The sequence below is a fragment of the Aminipila sp. genome, from assembly GCF_032051575.1.
GTDB lineage: Bacteria > Bacillota > Clostridia > Peptostreptococcales > Anaerovoracaceae > Aminipila.
The window spans coordinates 275,289-292,535 of the sequence record NZ_DAMBYD010000003.1; the positions used below are offsets into that span (position 1 = coordinate 275,289).

Below are 17,247 nucleotides of genomic sequence, written 5' to 3' on the forward strand. Positions count from 1 at the left end.
ATTATTTCCGCCCTTCTTTCATGTAGCCTAAAACTGCCTTTACAAAAGACTGTTGGCGAGACCTTGAAACAGGAATTTTCTCTCCGTTTTCTAATTGTGCCATTCCATTTTCATAGCCACAAACATATTGCAGATTCACCAAATAGCTGCGGTGACATCTGATAAAGTGCGTTTTTAATTGCCGTTCCAGCTCTTCTATTTTAAAATAATAGTCAATCATACCTTGTTTAGTACAAATGTAAATCTTTCGATTGATTACCTCACAGTAAAAAATATCTGCAAACCGAATGGATTTATACCCTGTTGATTTCTGTATCATAAGACTGGCTTGCCCTCTATCCTCTATGTAATGTAAAATACGAGCCATTGTACGATTAAATCGTTCGTCCTCTACTGGTTTTAGTAAATAATCCGATGCTGCCACTTCAAAAGCATCGTACACACATTCTTTCAATACTGTTACAAAAATAATATAGCTTTCTGTATCTGATTCCCTTATTTTTTTCGCTGCTTCCATCCCAGTCATTCCCTGCATTTGTATATCAAGAAAAACAACATCAAATTCCTCATTGTGCTTTAATAACTCTTCAGCATTTGAAAAAGAAATAACCTGATAGGAATTGGTTGTATTTTTCATATAAGTCGTAATTTTATTGGTTAACTCACAAAGCATTATGTCTTCATCATCACAAACTGCAATTTTAATCAAAGTCTTTACCTCACTATACATAATATTCCACTTTAAGGATACATACTGCAGCGTATCAATGCAAGGTAAATGATGTGAATTGCAGTTATATTGACGCCAATAAAAAACAACCCCTAGGCTGATGTGCTTCCACACCAGCCTAGAGGCAGTTAAGTTTTTATTTTGGAATTGCATATTTTCTCTATACTGTCATTTCTTGATTGTGCACCTATTTTTTGAATATCACTTTCATGATTTAAATAATAAATCACAAGCTCATCCAAAATGCGTTTAACAAACATTTTGTACAAGCTTAAAAAATTTATCTTACAATTTTATAATATGCTTTGGCAGTTAACCAATATACGATTCCATATATAATACCAAATATTAAAATGGTAACAAATGTGCACATAAGGAATAAATTTATATCTGTCAATTTGAACAATGCCAGCATTTTAGTAATCATATTAAAGGCCCCGGCTACATGAATTACCGCAACAATTAAAGGTAAGAAAAACACCGTCAGCATTTGACTTCTAATGGATTTCTTTACTTCTTTTGGACTTAATCCAACTTTCTGCATGATTTGGAATCTGACTCTATCCTCATAGCCTTCTGAAATTTGTTTATAGTAAATAATCAAAGCAGTAGCCATGATAAACAATACCCCTAAAAAGCTTCCTATAAATAGAAGTCCACCAAATACTACCATAGAGTCTTGCTTCATACCCTCTTTTGTTAATATATAGGCATTCATGTCTTGACTTTTTATATTTTCTCTTAATTTTTCCGTGAAGATTTTTCCCTCTTCTGCACTTTGCTGATAATCAAAACCACCATAGCAGGATAATTTTCCCTCTGCATTATAGCGATTATTAATGCTTTGCCTTAATTCCTGGAAAGTATCCTCATTTGGAAGAATAATATAAATTGCTCCACTATATATCCCCGAATTACCTATATTAACAAAAGAAAAATTATCTAGGTGAGATTTTACATTAAACTTTGAATCCAACACGGAAATCTGTTCTTCCTCATAATTGGAGTCTGAATATACTAAAACCTCATCCTCCTTCAATTTGCAATCCTTGTTTTCTGCATTATTGAAATCTTCAAGAGTTATAAAGAACAATTCAAAATCTGCATTATTATTGCTGTTACTGCTTGGTCCTGAGAAATCACTTCCATTTCTAGCAGAAGCGTACGTATAATAGTCAAACACAGCCACATTTTTTGCCTGCTTTATACCATCTGTCTGGCTCTTTTCAATGACTTGGAAGATCTCATTCTTTGTATTTTCATCGGCATTATTTGCCGTTATCTCAACTTCTCTCGGATAAGAATTTTCTACTACACGATTCTGACCTGAATATAAACATACTGTTGTAGATAAGGTAACCAGAACCATCGTGGATAAAATACAAATGTTTGCAAGTCCAACCGCATTTTTTTTCATTCTGTAAATCATTCCTGATGTTCCAATGAAGTGCTTTGTTTTATAATAGTAATTTTTATTTTTTCTCAAGGTTTTTAGTACTGCAATGCTTCCAGCAGTAAACAAGGCATAAGTTCCTATGATAACCAGAATTACAGCTAAGAAAAACATCAATATAGCTGCCAATGGAGACTTAATCGTTAATGCAATTCCATATCCTAAAGCAGTTGTAATAATTCCAATAGTAGCTAAGAACCATTTGGTTTTAGGTTCTTTTTCTCCAACATTAGAACTTTGCAAAAGATCTACCGGCTTAGCCAATTGAATCTGACGCATATTTGAAAGTAACATGGCAAAAAAGATAACACCAAACAAAATGATTGTTACAACCATTGACTTAATTTTAACGGCAAAAGCTATTGGTACTGTACATGCCATCATTTTCAGTAAAATCAAAAACATAAACTTGCTTATGACAAGCCCGCTTATTAACCCGAATACAATGGTGATTAAATAGAGAATAACCGTCTCGAAAAAAAGAATAATGCCAATATGCATTTTTCCCATGCCAAGTACATTATAAATACCCAGCTCTTTTTTCCGCTGTTTCATAAGAAAATTATTTGTATAAAACAAGAATATACAAGCAAACATCCCTATAATAAAACATCCTAAACCTAGAATAACCCTTAGAATGTCGCCTCCTTTAACCAAGGACATTCCATCACTTTCTACAATGGAATGCAAAATATAGAACATAACCACAGTGCCTATGGACGCCAAACAAAAAGGCAAGTACATCCTGCCATTTTTTTTCATGTTTGACCATGCCATATTTAAGTAAAATAACCTATTCATTTGTGCTACCTCCTGCTGCAATTACAACAAGTGTGTTGGATATCTTTTCATACAATTCTTCATTGCTCATGGCTGCTTTATAGATTTGATGGAATACTTTTCCATCTTTAATAAAGATTACTCGGTTAGCATGGCTGGCAGCCTTTGTACTATGTGTTACCATTAAAATAGTCTGACCGCTTGCATTTATTCCTGAAAACAGTTCTAGCAAATGGTCTGATGCTTTTGAATCCAAGGCCCCTGTAGGTTCATCGGCCAATATAATCTGTGGGTTTGTAATTAAGGCTCTTGCAACTGCGGCCCGTTGTTTCTGACCTCCAGAAACTTCATAGGGGTACTTTTTCAAAAGCTCCGTAATACCTAGTTTTCCGGCAATGGGTATAAGGCGCTGCTGCATTTCCTTGTAAGGTGTTCTTGCTAAAACCAACGGTAAAAATATATTATCCTCCAGCGAAAAGGTATCTAATAAATTAAAATCCTGAAATACAAAGCCTAAATTTGACCTTCTAAATTCTGCTATATTTCCTTCCTTAATAGCCGCGAGGTTTTTCCCGCTTAAAAGCACTTCTCCACTGGTTGGTTTATCAAGTGCAGCTAAAATGTTCAGTAATGTTGTTTTACCAGAACCGGATTCTCCCATAATTGCTACATACTCGCCTTCTTCAACTGAGAAATTTACATCTGATAATGCTTGAACCTGATTTCCCCCAAACCGTGTAGAATATATTTTCTTTAAATTTTTCACTTCTAATAGTGCCATTTTTCTTCCTCCATTTCCTATTAACCCTTTTGTACTTTTATCATAATAAAAAAGCGAAACTACTGCCATAGATTTCGCTTACATTTTGCATTTTAACCTTTCATTTTTGTAAGATTAGCCTTTTTATATAATAGAAAATCTTAATATATTTTCCTATTATATAAAAAAGGAAGTGCAGAGGGGCGGAGCGGCGAAGCCACTTTTTTTATTCTACACGTATTTTTTCTGCGTATAAGTTTAACAAAACTTTAGTTCCCACCCCTTCTTCAGACTCCATTTTAATCTTATGGGATAGGTTATCCATTACCTTTTTACAGAGATACAGACCTAATCCGCTTGCTTTTTTATCCATTCGCCCGTTATATCCTGTAAACCCCTGTTCAAAAACTCTTGGCAAATCCTCCTGGCTTATTCCTATGCCAGTATCTTCTATAACTAAAATATTAGCAGCATCTTTTTTCATATAAATCTTAATAGTCCCTTCTTTTGTATATTTCAAAGCATTGGATAATAACTGCTCGATAACAAAGCTTAACCATTTTTCATCTGTAACAACCTTTACCTCTATAGGCTCCAATTGTAAGGTTATTTTATTATAAATAAACATCATTGCATACTTTTTAACAACCTGCTTTACTATTCTTTCAAGGCTATATTCTGCAAGCTTTAAGTCTGAGTTCATACTCCCCATACGCAAGTACTGCATGACCATTTCAACGTATTGCTCAATTTTAAAAAGCTCTTGTTTCATCTGGGCTGTAGCAGTACCTTCCTCTGACTGAAGGATTAAACTCATAGCCGTTATAGGAGTTTTTATCTGGTGTGCCCAAAGAGTATAATAATCTACCATACCTTTGCTTTCTGTTAAAAAATCCGACTCCATTTTTTTCATATGAGCATATAAATCCTTTAGTGTACTTTGATAATCTCCTTCAATTAAAGTACCACATTCAGGCAGATTGTCGATGTTAAAGGAAATCTGATTTTTTAAAGAAACCATTTCAAAGTGTTTTTTGCAGGCTTTATAAAACTCAAAAACCAAGCATAGAATTCCCAAGAATCCACAAACCTCTGAAGCATAAAGTACAACATCTATTGGAACAGACTGCAGTTTAAAAAGTATTCCAAAAATGAGGCAAAAGACTAGATATACTGCTGCTATTTTTATATTCTCCTTTATAAAAGCTTTTGCGACTATATTAATTTCAAGCTTTATATTCATTCAATAATGTACCCAATCCCTTTCTTGGTTTTAATATAGTCCTCTAATCCTATCTCTTCTAACTTTTTTCTTAACCTGGTAATGTTTACAGTTAAAGTATTATCGTCAACAAAATTCTCATCTTCCCAAAGTCTTGTCATTATATTTTCTCTGGAAACCACTTTTCCTACACCTTCAAAAAGGATTTGAAGAAGACGAAAATCATTTTTGGTCAGTTCAATTTTTTGTTCTTCAAAGGTCAAGGTAGCATTCCCCAAATTTAGTACCACTCCATTATGTTCTATTATGTTGGTATGGCCCTGAAAAGAATAGGTTCGTCTTATAATAGCTTGAATCTTGGCTGTTAGCACATTTAAGTCAAAGGGCTTGATAATAAAATCATCTCCCCCCATATTCATAGCCATAACAATATTTAAATTGTCTCCTGCTGAAGAAATAAACACAATAGGGACAGATGAGATTTTCCTTATTTCCCTGCACCAATGATACCCATTAAAATAGGGTAATGTAACATCCATTAAAACAATCTGGGGATCATATGCGATAAATTCCGATATTACATCCTTAAAATTCTCCCCACATTTCACCTCATATCCCCAATTACTTAAATGAGTTTTTAGCAACGTTGAAATAGTGAAATCGTCCTCTATAATTAATACCCTATACATATATCCTCCTGATACTATTTTCCTTATCTTTACTACTTTATATCTAAGAAAAACCGGTGTCAAGCATTCGACCTTTCTGTTAAGAAAAATCTAATAAATTCAATCAACTGATACAAAAAATTTCATACAAAATTGCTTTCAATGGTAAATGTAATATGTTATTATTATTTTAATATAGCCTGCTCCATTTTTGAAGTATGGTGCCGGTATTGCTGCTGATTATTTATTTAAGAATGAGAGGAATTTCAAATGAGCACAAACATAACAAGATATCCTCAGTTAGAGGTGGATTTGAAAAAATTCAGACATAATATTGATTCCGTTGTTAAGCTATGTGAAGAAAAAGGCATAGATGTAGCAGGCGTTATAAAGGGTTTCCATGCAATACCTGAAATGGTAAAGGAATTTGATAATTCTGACTGCAAATACATAGCCACTTCACGTATGGAACAAATAATAGATTCTAAGAATTCAGGCTGTAACAAACCATTCTTCTTAATCCGAATTCCAATGCTTAGTGAAGTCGAAGAATTAGTGCAATATGTCGATTACAGTTTAAACAGTGAAATGGCAGTACTCGACAAAATAAATGCCGAATGTGAAAAGCAAGGCAAAAGACATGGCGTAGTTCTTATGTCAGACTTAGGAGATTTAAGAGAAGGCTTCTGGGATGTTGATGAAATGGTTAAAGCCGCAAGTTATGTAGAAAATCAGCTTGAAAACATTGATCTAATGGGTATCGGCACAAATCTTGGCTGCTACGGTTCTGTAAAAGCTACACCTGAAAAGATGCATGAACTCATTGACATTGCAGAAAAAATCGAAGCAGCTATAGGAAGACAATTAGAAATAATTTCTGGTGGAGGCACAACTTCTGCTATTATGGTTTTTGACGACACTATGCCAAAACGAATTAATCATCTTAGAATAGGTGAAGGTATCATTCTCGCTTATGACTATGTTTCACTTTTTGGCGTAAATGCAGAGTTTTTGAATCAGGATGTATTTACATTGAAAGCAGAAGTTATTGAAGTTAAAGATAAGCCAAGTCATCCTGTCGGTGAACTAAGCTTTGATGCTTTTGGCCATGTTCAGACTTATGTTGACAGAGGGATCAGAAGAAGAGCCTTAGTTGCTTTAGGAAAAGTTGACTTTGGTGATGCTGATATGTTACTTCCTAGAAATAAGGATATTGAGATACTTGGAGCAAGCAGTGACCACCTTATTCTTGATATAGAAAACTGCAAAGATGCCATTCATGTAGGAGATATTGTTGAATTTGATTTATGCTATGCCACAATGGTATACGCAACAAGTTCAAAGAATATACATATTGTAACGAAATAAAATTAAGTAATGCCTCATTATATTCATGATTAAAATGTAAATTAAAAAGTGCGTATCCACATCTTTGGAACGCACTTTTTCCATATATCAAAGGGAGACGATTATCTGTGAACAATTAGAATTGCATCGCCGGAACCACTTACGCCTCTATTCAAATCAATACTTGGATCTGGCAATGCCCATCCCTCAGGAATTGGAGGCTGATTGCCATAGTAGCCACTGATTGCTGTAAGAGGTTTATCTCCACCTGTTTTATAATACAAAAAGAGGTCTTTCCCACCAGCTTTATAGTTCAAATCTCCATCAATTCTTGTAAAATCCTTTCTTTTATCGCCTTCCTGTTTAATCATGACAGCAAGAGATGTTATGGCCTTTGATTTATCATTGCTTAACAAGTATCCAATATATACATAAGGCTTCCCTGTGTCATAATTAGCATCAAGGTAGTAGTCACTATTGTTATTAGTATCTACAGTCGCAGTTTTTGTATTGATGCATACAATATTGTAACCCTCCGGTATTTTAGACTTAGCTTCATTTTTGTTTTTTCCGTTGACTACAATAATATTGGTAATATACTTCATCGAATCTTCTTTATTAAAATCGTAACCATTAATCATACTGTCTCTTTTAAGTGATATGTTTTCAAATGCCATCTCTAAAGCGGCAGCTTTGCTTTTATCACTTATTAAATCCCATATTGGAATCATTGAATTATTAAAATCATTGACATAACATATATCAGGGTCATCCTTTAATGACTTGACCCATTCCGCATATTGGCTGCTAATTTGTTCAGCTGAATTACCCGTAATACCAATCCCACCAACTCCACGGAATGTAAGAGTTGAATTACTTACAAAATTCTCAACCATTTTTTCATCTGCTACTTTGGCACTGCCGCTGGTATTTCCATAAGATGCCTTTGCAGCCATTGCAATTTGCTGATCAGTAAGAGAGGATGTATTTTGCAGATTATAATTTAATTCCAGTCTTCCTCCTAAGGTATAACGGGCAATTAAATGTGTACCATACTTATCAAAGATCTCATTGCATTTTTCTTCATCAGATGCATTCAGGGAAGTTGGAGTAAAGGTACCCTCAGATTTCTTTTCATAGGTTCTACCTTCAAAATCCAGATTATCTATGGCTGTTTTAAACCCCTTTGAAAGATAAGGCTGTAATTCATCTACGTCATTATAAACCAAATACTTTTCTGCTACAGGATGAAGTTCAATATGCTTGATTAGTTCTTGGTTTGATGACATTTTATTTGTCATGGAAAAGTCTGTCTCAAGTGATCCGCTAAACAAAGCTCCTTTATGTTTAACCTTTGCACTAGCATTTAATTTGTTGCATAAATCAGAAGCTTTACTTGAGATGGTATCAAGTATACTGGTACTGCTACTCTTTGAAGTAGCAACCATAGATTTTAGAACAGTTGAATCAAGTATTGGAGCATGCAGGTTGATCTCAGCTGAACAGATTTGTCCACTATTAATCACATGATATCCATATATGAGATAGTTGGTGAGTTGGTCCTCAGAAGCTTTTACATCTTCAGTGTCATTTTTCTCATTGTCTGAATGCTTTGCTGCCTTGTCTACTATCTCACTGGCATCCTCTACCGTTATGGTATCATTTGGGTCAATGTAACCATATTCATCTGGAGTTATAATGTTATGATTGGTAAGATATGACAATGCTTCAGCCGCCCAGCTATTAATCTTGGTTTCACTTTTAATGTTTAGTTTTCCAACTTCTTTTATGATTTCTGGGTTTACCAGCTTTAAGGTCTTATATAGCATAACGGCTTTTTCCTCAAGCTTCAGCTTGTCGTTTGGCTTGAAATATCCATTGCCCTTTCCAACAATCAACCCTAATTTATATGCTTTAAGAATGTATTTGTCAGAGGTATCTTTAAACGGGGTCTTTTCTGGTAATTTAATTTCCGGATTCTTACCTGTACGTTCATTAACCAGGTATTCATATAATTCTATAATTATTTCACAATAATCCTTTCTGGATACGGGCTCTGAAAGCTTGATTAAATCTTCATCCGGAAGAAAATCAAACTCTATCTCATCCAATAAATTCTGATAAGTATCTGAGTCATACTCATCTTCACTTACTTCATCATAATTTGTATCAATATCATAAGCAGAATCGTCCAAGGTGGGTTCATCTACATCATCTGTATTTTTATCCTTACTTATAGCTGCATCATCTGCAGTACTAGTGTTTTCATCCTCATTAAAAGTTGAATCAGCAAAAATCATTTGTGTCGGTGTGATAAATACTGAAGTAAAGATAAATACAAATATTATCATAATTGTTAGCATTCTTTTCATGTAATATTTCCTCCTTTTGTTAATAGAAATTTATAGTTTTGAATATAGAAAGAAACTTATGAAGAATTTAACTTTGTCATACTACATGCTTTCATAACAAACATCCCCTTCTTCTTAATATTATTGGTCTAATAGAAAAGTATATAGTCTATAACTATATTACTTATAATTGCAAATAATCAAATAGTGACTGTAGTCATTATATATCTATATTAATAAAATAACAAGAATGATTTGGTTAAAACAGCCTATAAAATTCAGATGTGATATGATTAAGTCCAATATGCAGTCATGAAAAACAGCCACCACAATGTCAATAATAGACAATGTGGTGGCTGTTGTATTTATTCTATCTTTAATTTTGTTTTCATTGATTATTTACACTTTTTTGAGACCTGACAGAAGAAGAGTAAAATGTTCCATCATCTGCTCTTTCAGATTGAAATCAGGGTATCTGATGCACCATTCATAACAAAGTCCGCGCATAGCCATGACAAGATGGACTGCAACTGTTTTAGCTGAAAAGTCTGACCTAAATTCTCCTTGCCTTATGCCTTGATCAATCAAATCTTGGAATGTGCCATAGATATCTCTGTTTGCTCCTAGAAGCATGCTCGTATCAACTGTTCTGTCAATTTGAATTCGATACACATTTTTCATTTCGATGTAACCAATACTGCTCCCAATAAAATCAGCAATTTTTTCAACCAATGAAAAAAGGACGACAGAAGAAGATGTATCCTCTGGGAATGACTTTAGAAAAGCTCTGTAGTCCAAATCCAATTTGCTCACATATTCCGTAATCAGTGCAACGATCAAGGAATCTTTGGAATCAAAATGCACATAAAATGTGCCCTTTGATATTCCTGCCTTTTCTACAATGGAATCCACGCTGACATTGTCAAACCCATATTCTTTGAACAATTGATCAGCACATTGATATATCTTATTTTTTGTTTTTGTAGCTCTCACTTTATTGCCGTTGATTTTCTTTACTTCCATTCAATGAATTCCCCTATAACAGTTTCTAATTATTTATTGCTTATTGGCTTCCACAAACCTTTTAATTTTCTTCGAAGTATTCTTCTCAAACTCTGCTTTACGCAATACAATACGCTTTATTTTTTTAAAGTATGGAGATGTCTGATTTATTTTATCAACTTCATTCCAAAGAAGTTCTTCTACCATATCATCCGTATATCCTTCACCTAAAAATTCAGTCACTTCTTCTTCATCTATACGAATGGATGCTACAATGACCGTATCCAGTCCATCCTCAGATTCCCTATCATAAACAAAGGACTCCAGTATATAAGGAATACTGCTTAAATAGTATTCTAATTCTTCTGGATATACATTTTTGCCGTTTTTAGTAATAATTACATTTTTCTTTCTACCAGTAATAAATGCATAACCTTCTGAATCAATATAACCTAAATCCCCTGTATAGAACCATCCATCTTTGAGCACTTCCGCTGTAGCTTCCGGCATATTATAATATCCAAGCATTACGTTACCGCCCTTAAGACAGATTTCGCCTATCCCCTCTTCATTTATTTCTACTACCTTCATATCAAAATTAGGTAAAGCTCTTCCAATCGATGCAGATTTTGCTGCTTTGTCTGGATTAAGCGCACCAATCGGTGAACACTCCGTGAGTCCATAGCCCTGTAACGCCATAATTCCAAAATCACGTAACCCGTCAAGTGTTTCTGGATTAATTGCAGCTCCGCCACAAATCATTAAACGCATTCTTCCACCAAATATAGCTCTAATATCCTTTAAGAAAACATTTCCTAGATCTAAGCCTATTTTTTTAGTTGCTCTATTGACTTTAATAACTTTCCTTAATAAACTTTCTTTACCCTGCTTTCTTACATTCTGCCAAATTTTTCTGTACAGATTTTCGAATAGTATAGGAACTCCTAAAAATACGGTAGGGCTTATCTCTTCTAAATTCTTTGTAATATACTTAAGTCCCTCACAATATGCGATTGCAGCTCCTTTATAAAGCGGAAGCAAAAACCCGCAAGTACATTCATATGTATGATGCACAGGCAGTATGGAAAAGAATATGTCATCTGATCGGATTTCCAAAACTGTAGGTGCAGACATTAAATCTTCAACTATATTTTTATGACAAAGCATTACACCTTTAGAAACTCCTGTAGTCCCAGAAGTAAATAACAAAATATTCAACGTTTCTCTGTCAATCTCTGCATCAATAAAATTTCTATTTCCTTCATTAATAGACTGTTGTCCTTCTATTAAAAGTTCTTTAAGCGATACAACTTCATTTGAACTATTTTCACTTTCCATATTAACAAGCAGCTTAATAACTGTTTCGCCACTTGCCTGCATTTCTTTAAATTTCTTTTCATATTTAGCATCAAATAGTACACAACTTACCTCTGCATTAACAACTAACTGCATTAATTCATTAGCATTAAGCTCCTTATCTAAAGGAACTATAATCCCTGTACCACACACAGCTGCAAGGTATGATATGGACCATTCATAACTATTTTCACCTATGACGGCAATTCTCTTGCCTTTTAAGCCTCTCCCAATAAATGCAGTGCCCAGCGCATTTACATCCACAAGTGTCTTTTCATAGGTAATGTTTTCGTATTCAGCGCCCCTGCCTTTTTTAACCCAGAATGCAGTATTATCTGGGTACAATTCCGCACTAGATTCCAGCATTTGTTTTATATCATCAATAGGTCTGCTTAGCTTATATCTGATATGGGGGTCCATGTTCTCATTTATTTTTTTAACAAATTCTTCAGCTTGTAGCATTTTAGCTCCTATTCTTCTATGTTGGATTGATTAAATCGCTTAATCTTTCTTGTAGTAGTTTTTTCAAATTCTGTTTCCCTTATCCCAAAGCGCTTAACTCTCTTATATAAAGGCATTTGCTCATTTATCTTGTCAATTTCTTCTTTTATAAACGCCCTTAAATCAGATGTCGAAAGTTCACCTGCCGAATCCTTTATCGCTTCTCGATCAAGGTAGACTTCTGCTTTAACAATAGTATCTCCAGATTTTTCATCAGTAATACCGTGAACTAAAGCTTCCTCAATAAACCTGTTCTGAGTCAGGTAGAATTCCACTTCTTCCGGGAAGATATTCTTACCATTTTTAGTCACGATAACACTTTTCTTTCTTCCACAGACATATAAAAATCCGTCTTTATCAAAATATCCATAGTCACCTGTATGAAGCCATCCATCTTTTAGAACCTCTGCCGTTTCTTCAGGATTATTGTAATATCCAAGCATCACAGAATCACCCTTGCAAATAATTTCTCCAACTCCGCTTTTATCCGCATCAATAATCTTGATTTCAGTTCCTGGCATAGGAAGACCAGCTGCTGCCGGTTTACTGTAACGATCTTTGTTTACTGCTATAATCGGAGAATTCTCAGTCATTCCATAGCCCTGTATCATAGGGATACCTAAAGCCTGAATACTTTCTATAACAGTAGGGTCAATTGCAGCACCTCCAGCTATAAACAAATTCATATGGTTCCCCATAGCATTATGTACATCCTTAAAAATTTTCTTTACGATTTCAGGATGATTATAAAGCTTAAGTGCATTGGAAATAGCCATCATTTTTTTCATCTTCCCCAATTTTCCAGAGGATTCAGCCTGTTTTAAAATTTTCTTATACATGGATTCAAAAACAAGCGGTACTCCAAGCATTACACCTGCCGGAGCTTCTGCCATATTCTTTGTAATATACTTCAGACCTTCACATATGGCTACCGTCATTCCCTGATATATTCCCGTAAATATATGACAGGTCAATTCATATGAATGGTGCATTGGCAGTACGGAAAGACCTATATCCTCATAAGGAATGGATACATACTTAGACATATTATATACATTTGCTGTAATGTTTTTGTGAGAGAGCATGACGCCTTTTGCAAGTCCTGTAGTGCCCGATGTAAATAGAAGGGAGCACATGGCTTCTCTATCAATTTCAGCATCAATGAATTTATGATTTCCCTGATCTATTAATTTTTTTCCCTCTTCTAGCAGCTTATCCATGTCATATGTATAAGGCAATTCAGCCTCATCCATGCAAATTCTATATTGAACCGGCTGTTCCAGCTGTGCCATAGTATCAACAATTGTCTTTTCCATTTTTTTTGAATAGACAATAGCGCTTACTTCAGCTCTAGTAAGTAAATTAGCCATTTCCTTAGCAGGAAGTTCTCTGTCCAAAGGTACGATTACTCCAGTGCCATTCGTTACAGACAAATACGTAACAATCCATTTATAACTATTTTCTCCAACTACTGCTATCTTTTTACCCTTCAGTCCCATCTCAATGAATTGGGTTCCTAAGGCATCAATATCTTCTTTAAATTTTCTATATTTTATAGGGGTATATTCCCCACCCGGTACTTGCTTGACAAGATATGCATCCTTCTCAGAAAATAATTCTGCGCTTGTATCAACCATGTCTTTTAAATCACTAATTTCCCTAAACTCGTACAAGGTATCTTTATATTTTTTATCGTTCATTGGGTCCCCCTACTTTGCAAGCAGCATCTTCTCTAATATGCTTGCAGCATCTTCTATGCATCCATCACAGCTTCTCAGAACTGATCCGCCTGTTATGCCCTTTATGTCACTACAATTAATGGACTGATTCTTTTCAAGAAATGCATTTGTCATTTCTTTCATTGTGCCATAGCAGCTTTTCTTAGTTGCGGGTGCATCTAAATTCCCATCACTTAGCTTCATACCTGCAACCATAGCCATAGCGGTTACCGCACCACAAGTTCCCATAGTTCCCATACCAAATCCATATGCTTCTGCCATTTTAAAAGCAGTCTTTTCATCTATTCCAAATAAGTCACAGTACGCACAAACTACAGACTGTGCACAATTATAACCTTTTTTATGGTTAGCTAATGCTTGCTTAACTCTTTCTGACATTTTCTTCCTCCAAAAATAATCTATCTTTTAATTGTACCACATTTTTTATTCTGTTACTATTTTTATAAATAATAAAAATAATACCAGAAGCATTATGGGTTTAACTACTTTAGTTCCGCCTTTTAATACAAGTCCACTGCCTATGTAATTCCCCGCTATTCCGAAGACTCCTGCTGTTATAGAAAGAAGAAACAGTACTTTTCCATTTATCATAAAGGTAACTAATGCCGCCAGATTGGAAGCTAGATTTACCAGCTTTGTATTTCCAGAAGCATTGCGTATATCCATTTTAGCAAGTCCTGTTAATATTAGGATCAGAAAAGTTCCTGTACCTGGACCATAAAAGCCATCATATCCTCCGATTATAAATGAGGCTGCCAATGCAATTATTACTTGCTGCTTTCTATTAACTGTAGTATCTTCTTCACTCTCAGTAAAACTGTCTTTTCTTAGTACACAAAATGCTACTATAGGAAGGACAAAGATTAAAAGTCCTTTAAGATAGGCTTCATCTACAAAAAGGGCTATATTAGCGCCAATTGCAGAACCTGCAAGCGCTAAAACAATAGATGCCGGGGCTATTTTTAAGTCTGCTGCACCATTTTTAACATATCTAAAGGTTGAAATAATAGTTCCCATGAAAGAAGAAAGTTTATTACACCCTAAAGCATAATGTGGAGGAACTCCTGCAGCCATGTATGCTGGCAGAGAGATGATGCCTCCGCCACCTGCTATAGAATCAATCAGTGCCGCTAAAAATACCAGCGGACAGACTATTAAAAATGTTGTTGTATTGATATCCATTAGTATGTCCAATTCTCCTAAATCTGTTTGTTTTTTTATTAATTTTAGTATCTTACTAAAAACTCTCTGTCATGTCAACATTTTATTAAGGAAGAGAAAGTGGAAAGACTGAGCGCCTAATCAAGTTAACATTTATCAACTTGATTTAATTCGGTTAAACGAATACAATAGATACATATACCCTGAAAGGATACGATGACATGGACTATATGACTGTGCGAGAAGCTGCTAAAAAATGGAGTATTACAGAGCGCTGGGTTCAGAAGCTCTGTGAAGAAAATAGAGTCAAGGGTGCTGTTCGGTTCAGCAGAGTATGGATGATTCCAAAAGACGCAAAGAAACCCGTTGATGGACGGAGAAAGGAGAAAACCAATGAATAGAATATTACTTCTTGAAGATGATTTAAGCTTGATTGATGGGCTTTCCTGTTTATTAAAAAGGCAGGGCTTTGAATTAGACACTGCCAGAACGGTAAAAGAAGCCAATACCATTTGGATGGATGGCAAATACGGTTTGCTTATTCTGGACGTATCCTTGCCAGACGGTTCCGGTTTTGATGTGTGTGAAAAAGTACGTCAGGTATCTAAAGTGCCGATAATCTTTTTAACTGCATCAGATGAAGAAATAAGTATCGTTACAGGACTTGATATTGGGGGTGACGATTATATCACCAAGCCCTTTAAATTAGGCGTTCTCATATCGAGAATTAACGCTTTACTTCGGAGAGCCAAGAACTTTGGAACGACGGATACAGAAATCGTATCGAACGGATTAAAAGTATTATTGCTGCAAGGACAAGTCTATAAAGACAGCCAGCTTTTGGATTTAACAACAGCGGAATACCGATTGCTTTGTCTGCTTATGCAAAATCCCAACATCATATTAACCAAAGAAAAAATTCTGGATAAGCTATGGGACGGTGAGGGCAGCTATGTGGACGATAATACATTGGCAGTATATATTCGCAGGTTAAGAATGAAGATTGAAAACAATCCGGGTGACCCACAAATGCTGCTGACCGTCAGAGGCATGGGGTACAAATGGAATGTATTGAATTGAGGTGGGCAGATGAAGATTTTTACCAATAAGGATATTAGAAATCTCTTTGTTGCAATATCGTGCGTATTGGGCGGTTTTGTCCTTTTATTACAGTTATTTATATGGTCGTTTTACGGCACGGTGAACCTTGCTATGCTAAGCCTGTCTTTGCTTGCTGTATTGTGCATTTTAGGATTTTGCTTTCTATATTTTCGTAAGCAAAATCAGATTATGGAAGAAGCTATATTTCAAATAAATTTATACCTTTCAGGAAATATGGATATCCGAATTGATTGCGACAAGGAAGGCAGCCTATATAAGCTTTTTCATGCAGTAAACACACTGGCTACGGCGCTCAATGCTCATGCAGTAAAAGAACAGAAATTAAAAGAGTTTTTGAAAGGTACTATTTCCGATATTTCTCATCAGCTAAAAACACCTCTTGCAGCCCTCACAATCTACAACGGACTTTTACAGGACGAAACAGAAGATATTGCCGCTGTAAAAGAATTTGCAGTAAAGTCAGAGAAAGAGATTGAACGGATTGAAATGCTCGTTCAAAACCTCTTGAAAATTACAAAGTTAGACGCAGGGGCTATCATTATAAAAAAGGCACCTGAAAACATAGCAAATATGATAAATGATATCTATCAGCATTTTGAATTTCGTGCCAATGAAGAACAGAAAATTATTACCTTGTCAGGGCCAGATGACACCCAGCTTTTTTGCGACAGAGATTGGATCATAGAAGCTATTAGTAATACTGTAAAAAATGCACTTGACCATACGGACACAGGTGGCCAAATCACAGTTGAGTGGAAAAAGCTCCCGGCTGTTACACAGATAACCATAAAGGACAATGGCCGCGGCATACACCCGGAAGATATACACCATATTTTTAAACGGTTTTACCGAAGCCGCTTTTCAAAAGATACGCAAGGTATCGGTCTTGGGCTGCCGCTTGCAAAAACAATCATAGAAGCACATGACGGTACTATCACAGTGGACAGTGCATTAGGTAAAGGAAGCATCTTTGTTTTAAATTTTTTAAACCTTACTAAAATGTAAGCGGAAATTCATGTGAGAGTAAGGCGTGAATGATATCCTGCCTTTATAGA

General features: G+C 35.2%; 15 protein-coding genes. 4 read left to right on the forward strand and 11 right to left on the reverse strand.

Features of this window, described 5'->3' with window-relative positions:
- Nucleotide 1: 1 nt before the first annotated feature.
- The 5 genes from RTW14_RS05420 to RTW14_RS05440 form a co-directional block, all read right to left on the reverse strand.
- Nucleotides 2-730 (reverse strand): LytR/AlgR family response regulator transcription factor, encoded by a 729-nt coding sequence (locus tag RTW14_RS05420; RefSeq protein WP_312648678.1) that lies wholly within the window; start codon nt 728-730, stop codon nt 2-4.
- Between the two features lie 280 nt (nt 731-1,010).
- Nucleotides 1,011-2,984, reverse strand: coding sequence for an ABC transporter permease (locus RTW14_RS05425; RefSeq protein WP_312648679.1), 1,974 nt, complete (start codon nt 2,982-2,984; stop codon nt 1,011-1,013).
- A complete protein-coding gene (locus tag RTW14_RS05430) occupies nt 2,977-3,744 on the reverse strand; it encodes an ABC transporter ATP-binding protein (protein ID WP_312648680.1) in 768 nt (255 codons plus the stop codon). Before RTW14_RS05430 ends, RTW14_RS05425 begins: the two co-directional genes overlap by 8 nt.
- Before the next feature lie 205 nt (nt 3,745-3,949).
- Nucleotides 3,950-4,966: an ATP-binding protein gene (locus RTW14_RS05435; RefSeq protein WP_312648681.1), complete on the reverse strand. Its 1,017-nt coding sequence runs from the start codon at nt 4,964-4,966 to the stop codon at nt 3,950-3,952.
- Nucleotides 4,963-5,634 carry a response regulator transcription factor gene (locus RTW14_RS05440; RefSeq protein WP_312648682.1) on the reverse strand — a complete coding sequence of 224 codons (672 nt, stop codon included), beginning with the start codon at nt 5,632-5,634 and terminating at the stop codon, nt 4,963-4,965. The genes RTW14_RS05435 and RTW14_RS05440 overlap by 4 nt, the downstream gene beginning before the upstream one ends.
- A gap of 249 nt (nt 5,635-5,883) precedes the next feature.
- On the opposite strand from RTW14_RS05440, the gene RTW14_RS05445 reads away from it, so the two are divergent.
- Complete coding sequence (locus RTW14_RS05445; protein WP_312648683.1) at nt 5,884-6,981, forward strand: alanine/ornithine racemase family PLP-dependent enzyme; 1,098 nt, start codon at nt 5,884-5,886, stop codon at nt 6,979-6,981.
- A gap of 101 nt (nt 6,982-7,082) precedes the next feature.
- Here the strand turns inward: RTW14_RS05445 and RTW14_RS05450 are convergent, their stop codons facing one another.
- The 6 genes from RTW14_RS05450 to RTW14_RS05475 all read right to left on the reverse strand — a co-directional run bounded on the left by RTW14_RS05450 (nt 7,083) and on the right by RTW14_RS05475 (nt 15,091).
- Entirely contained in the window at nt 7,083-9,332 is a 2,250-nt protein-coding gene (locus RTW14_RS05450) for an MAC/perforin domain-containing protein (RefSeq protein ID WP_312648684.1), read from the reverse strand.
- Nucleotides 9,333-9,710: 378 nt separating this feature from the next.
- On the reverse strand, nt 9,711-10,334 hold the full coding sequence (locus RTW14_RS05455; protein WP_312648685.1) for a TetR/AcrR family transcriptional regulator: 624 nt from the start codon (nt 10,332-10,334) through the stop codon (nt 9,711-9,713).
- Between the two features lie 33 nt (nt 10,335-10,367).
- Entirely contained in the window at nt 10,368-12,131 is a 1,764-nt protein-coding gene (locus tag RTW14_RS05460; RefSeq protein ID WP_312648686.1) for an AMP-dependent synthetase/ligase, read from the reverse strand.
- Between the two features lie 8 nt (nt 12,132-12,139).
- The gene (locus tag RTW14_RS05465) at nt 12,140-13,870 is read right to left on the reverse strand and encodes an AMP-dependent synthetase/ligase (RefSeq protein ID WP_312648687.1); all 1,731 of its coding nucleotides are present in this window, start codon (nt 13,868-13,870) and stop codon (nt 12,140-12,142) included.
- Nucleotides 13,871-13,879: 9 nt separating this feature from the next.
- The gene (locus tag RTW14_RS05470) at nt 13,880-14,287 is read right to left on the reverse strand and encodes a C-GCAxxG-C-C family protein (RefSeq protein WP_312648688.1); all 408 of its coding nucleotides are present in this window, start codon (nt 14,285-14,287) and stop codon (nt 13,880-13,882) included.
- Between the two features lie 45 nt (nt 14,288-14,332).
- Nucleotides 14,333-15,091 carry a sulfite exporter TauE/SafE family protein gene (locus RTW14_RS05475; protein WP_312648689.1) on the reverse strand — a complete coding sequence of 253 codons (759 nt, stop codon included), beginning with the start codon at nt 15,089-15,091 and terminating at the stop codon, nt 14,333-14,335.
- 200 nt (nt 15,092-15,291) lie between these two features.
- Here RTW14_RS05475 and RTW14_RS05480 point away from each other — a divergent pair, with 200 nt between their 5' ends.
- The 3 genes from RTW14_RS05480 to RTW14_RS05490 are packed head-to-tail and all read left to right on the forward strand — an operon-like array spanning nt 15,292 to nt 17,197.
- Entirely contained in the window at nt 15,292-15,471 is a 180-nt protein-coding gene (locus RTW14_RS05480; RefSeq protein ID WP_312648690.1) for a helix-turn-helix domain-containing protein, read from the forward strand.
- Nucleotides 15,464-16,150, forward strand: a complete 687-nt coding sequence (locus RTW14_RS05485; protein ID WP_312648691.1) for a response regulator transcription factor — start codon at nt 15,464-15,466, stop codon at nt 16,148-16,150. The genes RTW14_RS05480 and RTW14_RS05485 overlap by 8 nt, the downstream gene beginning before the upstream one ends.
- Before the next feature lie 9 nt (nt 16,151-16,159).
- Nucleotides 16,160-17,197, forward strand: coding sequence for a sensor histidine kinase (locus tag RTW14_RS05490; RefSeq protein WP_312648692.1), 1,038 nt, complete (start codon nt 16,160-16,162; stop codon nt 17,195-17,197).
- Nucleotides 17,198-17,247: the final 50 nt, after the last annotated feature.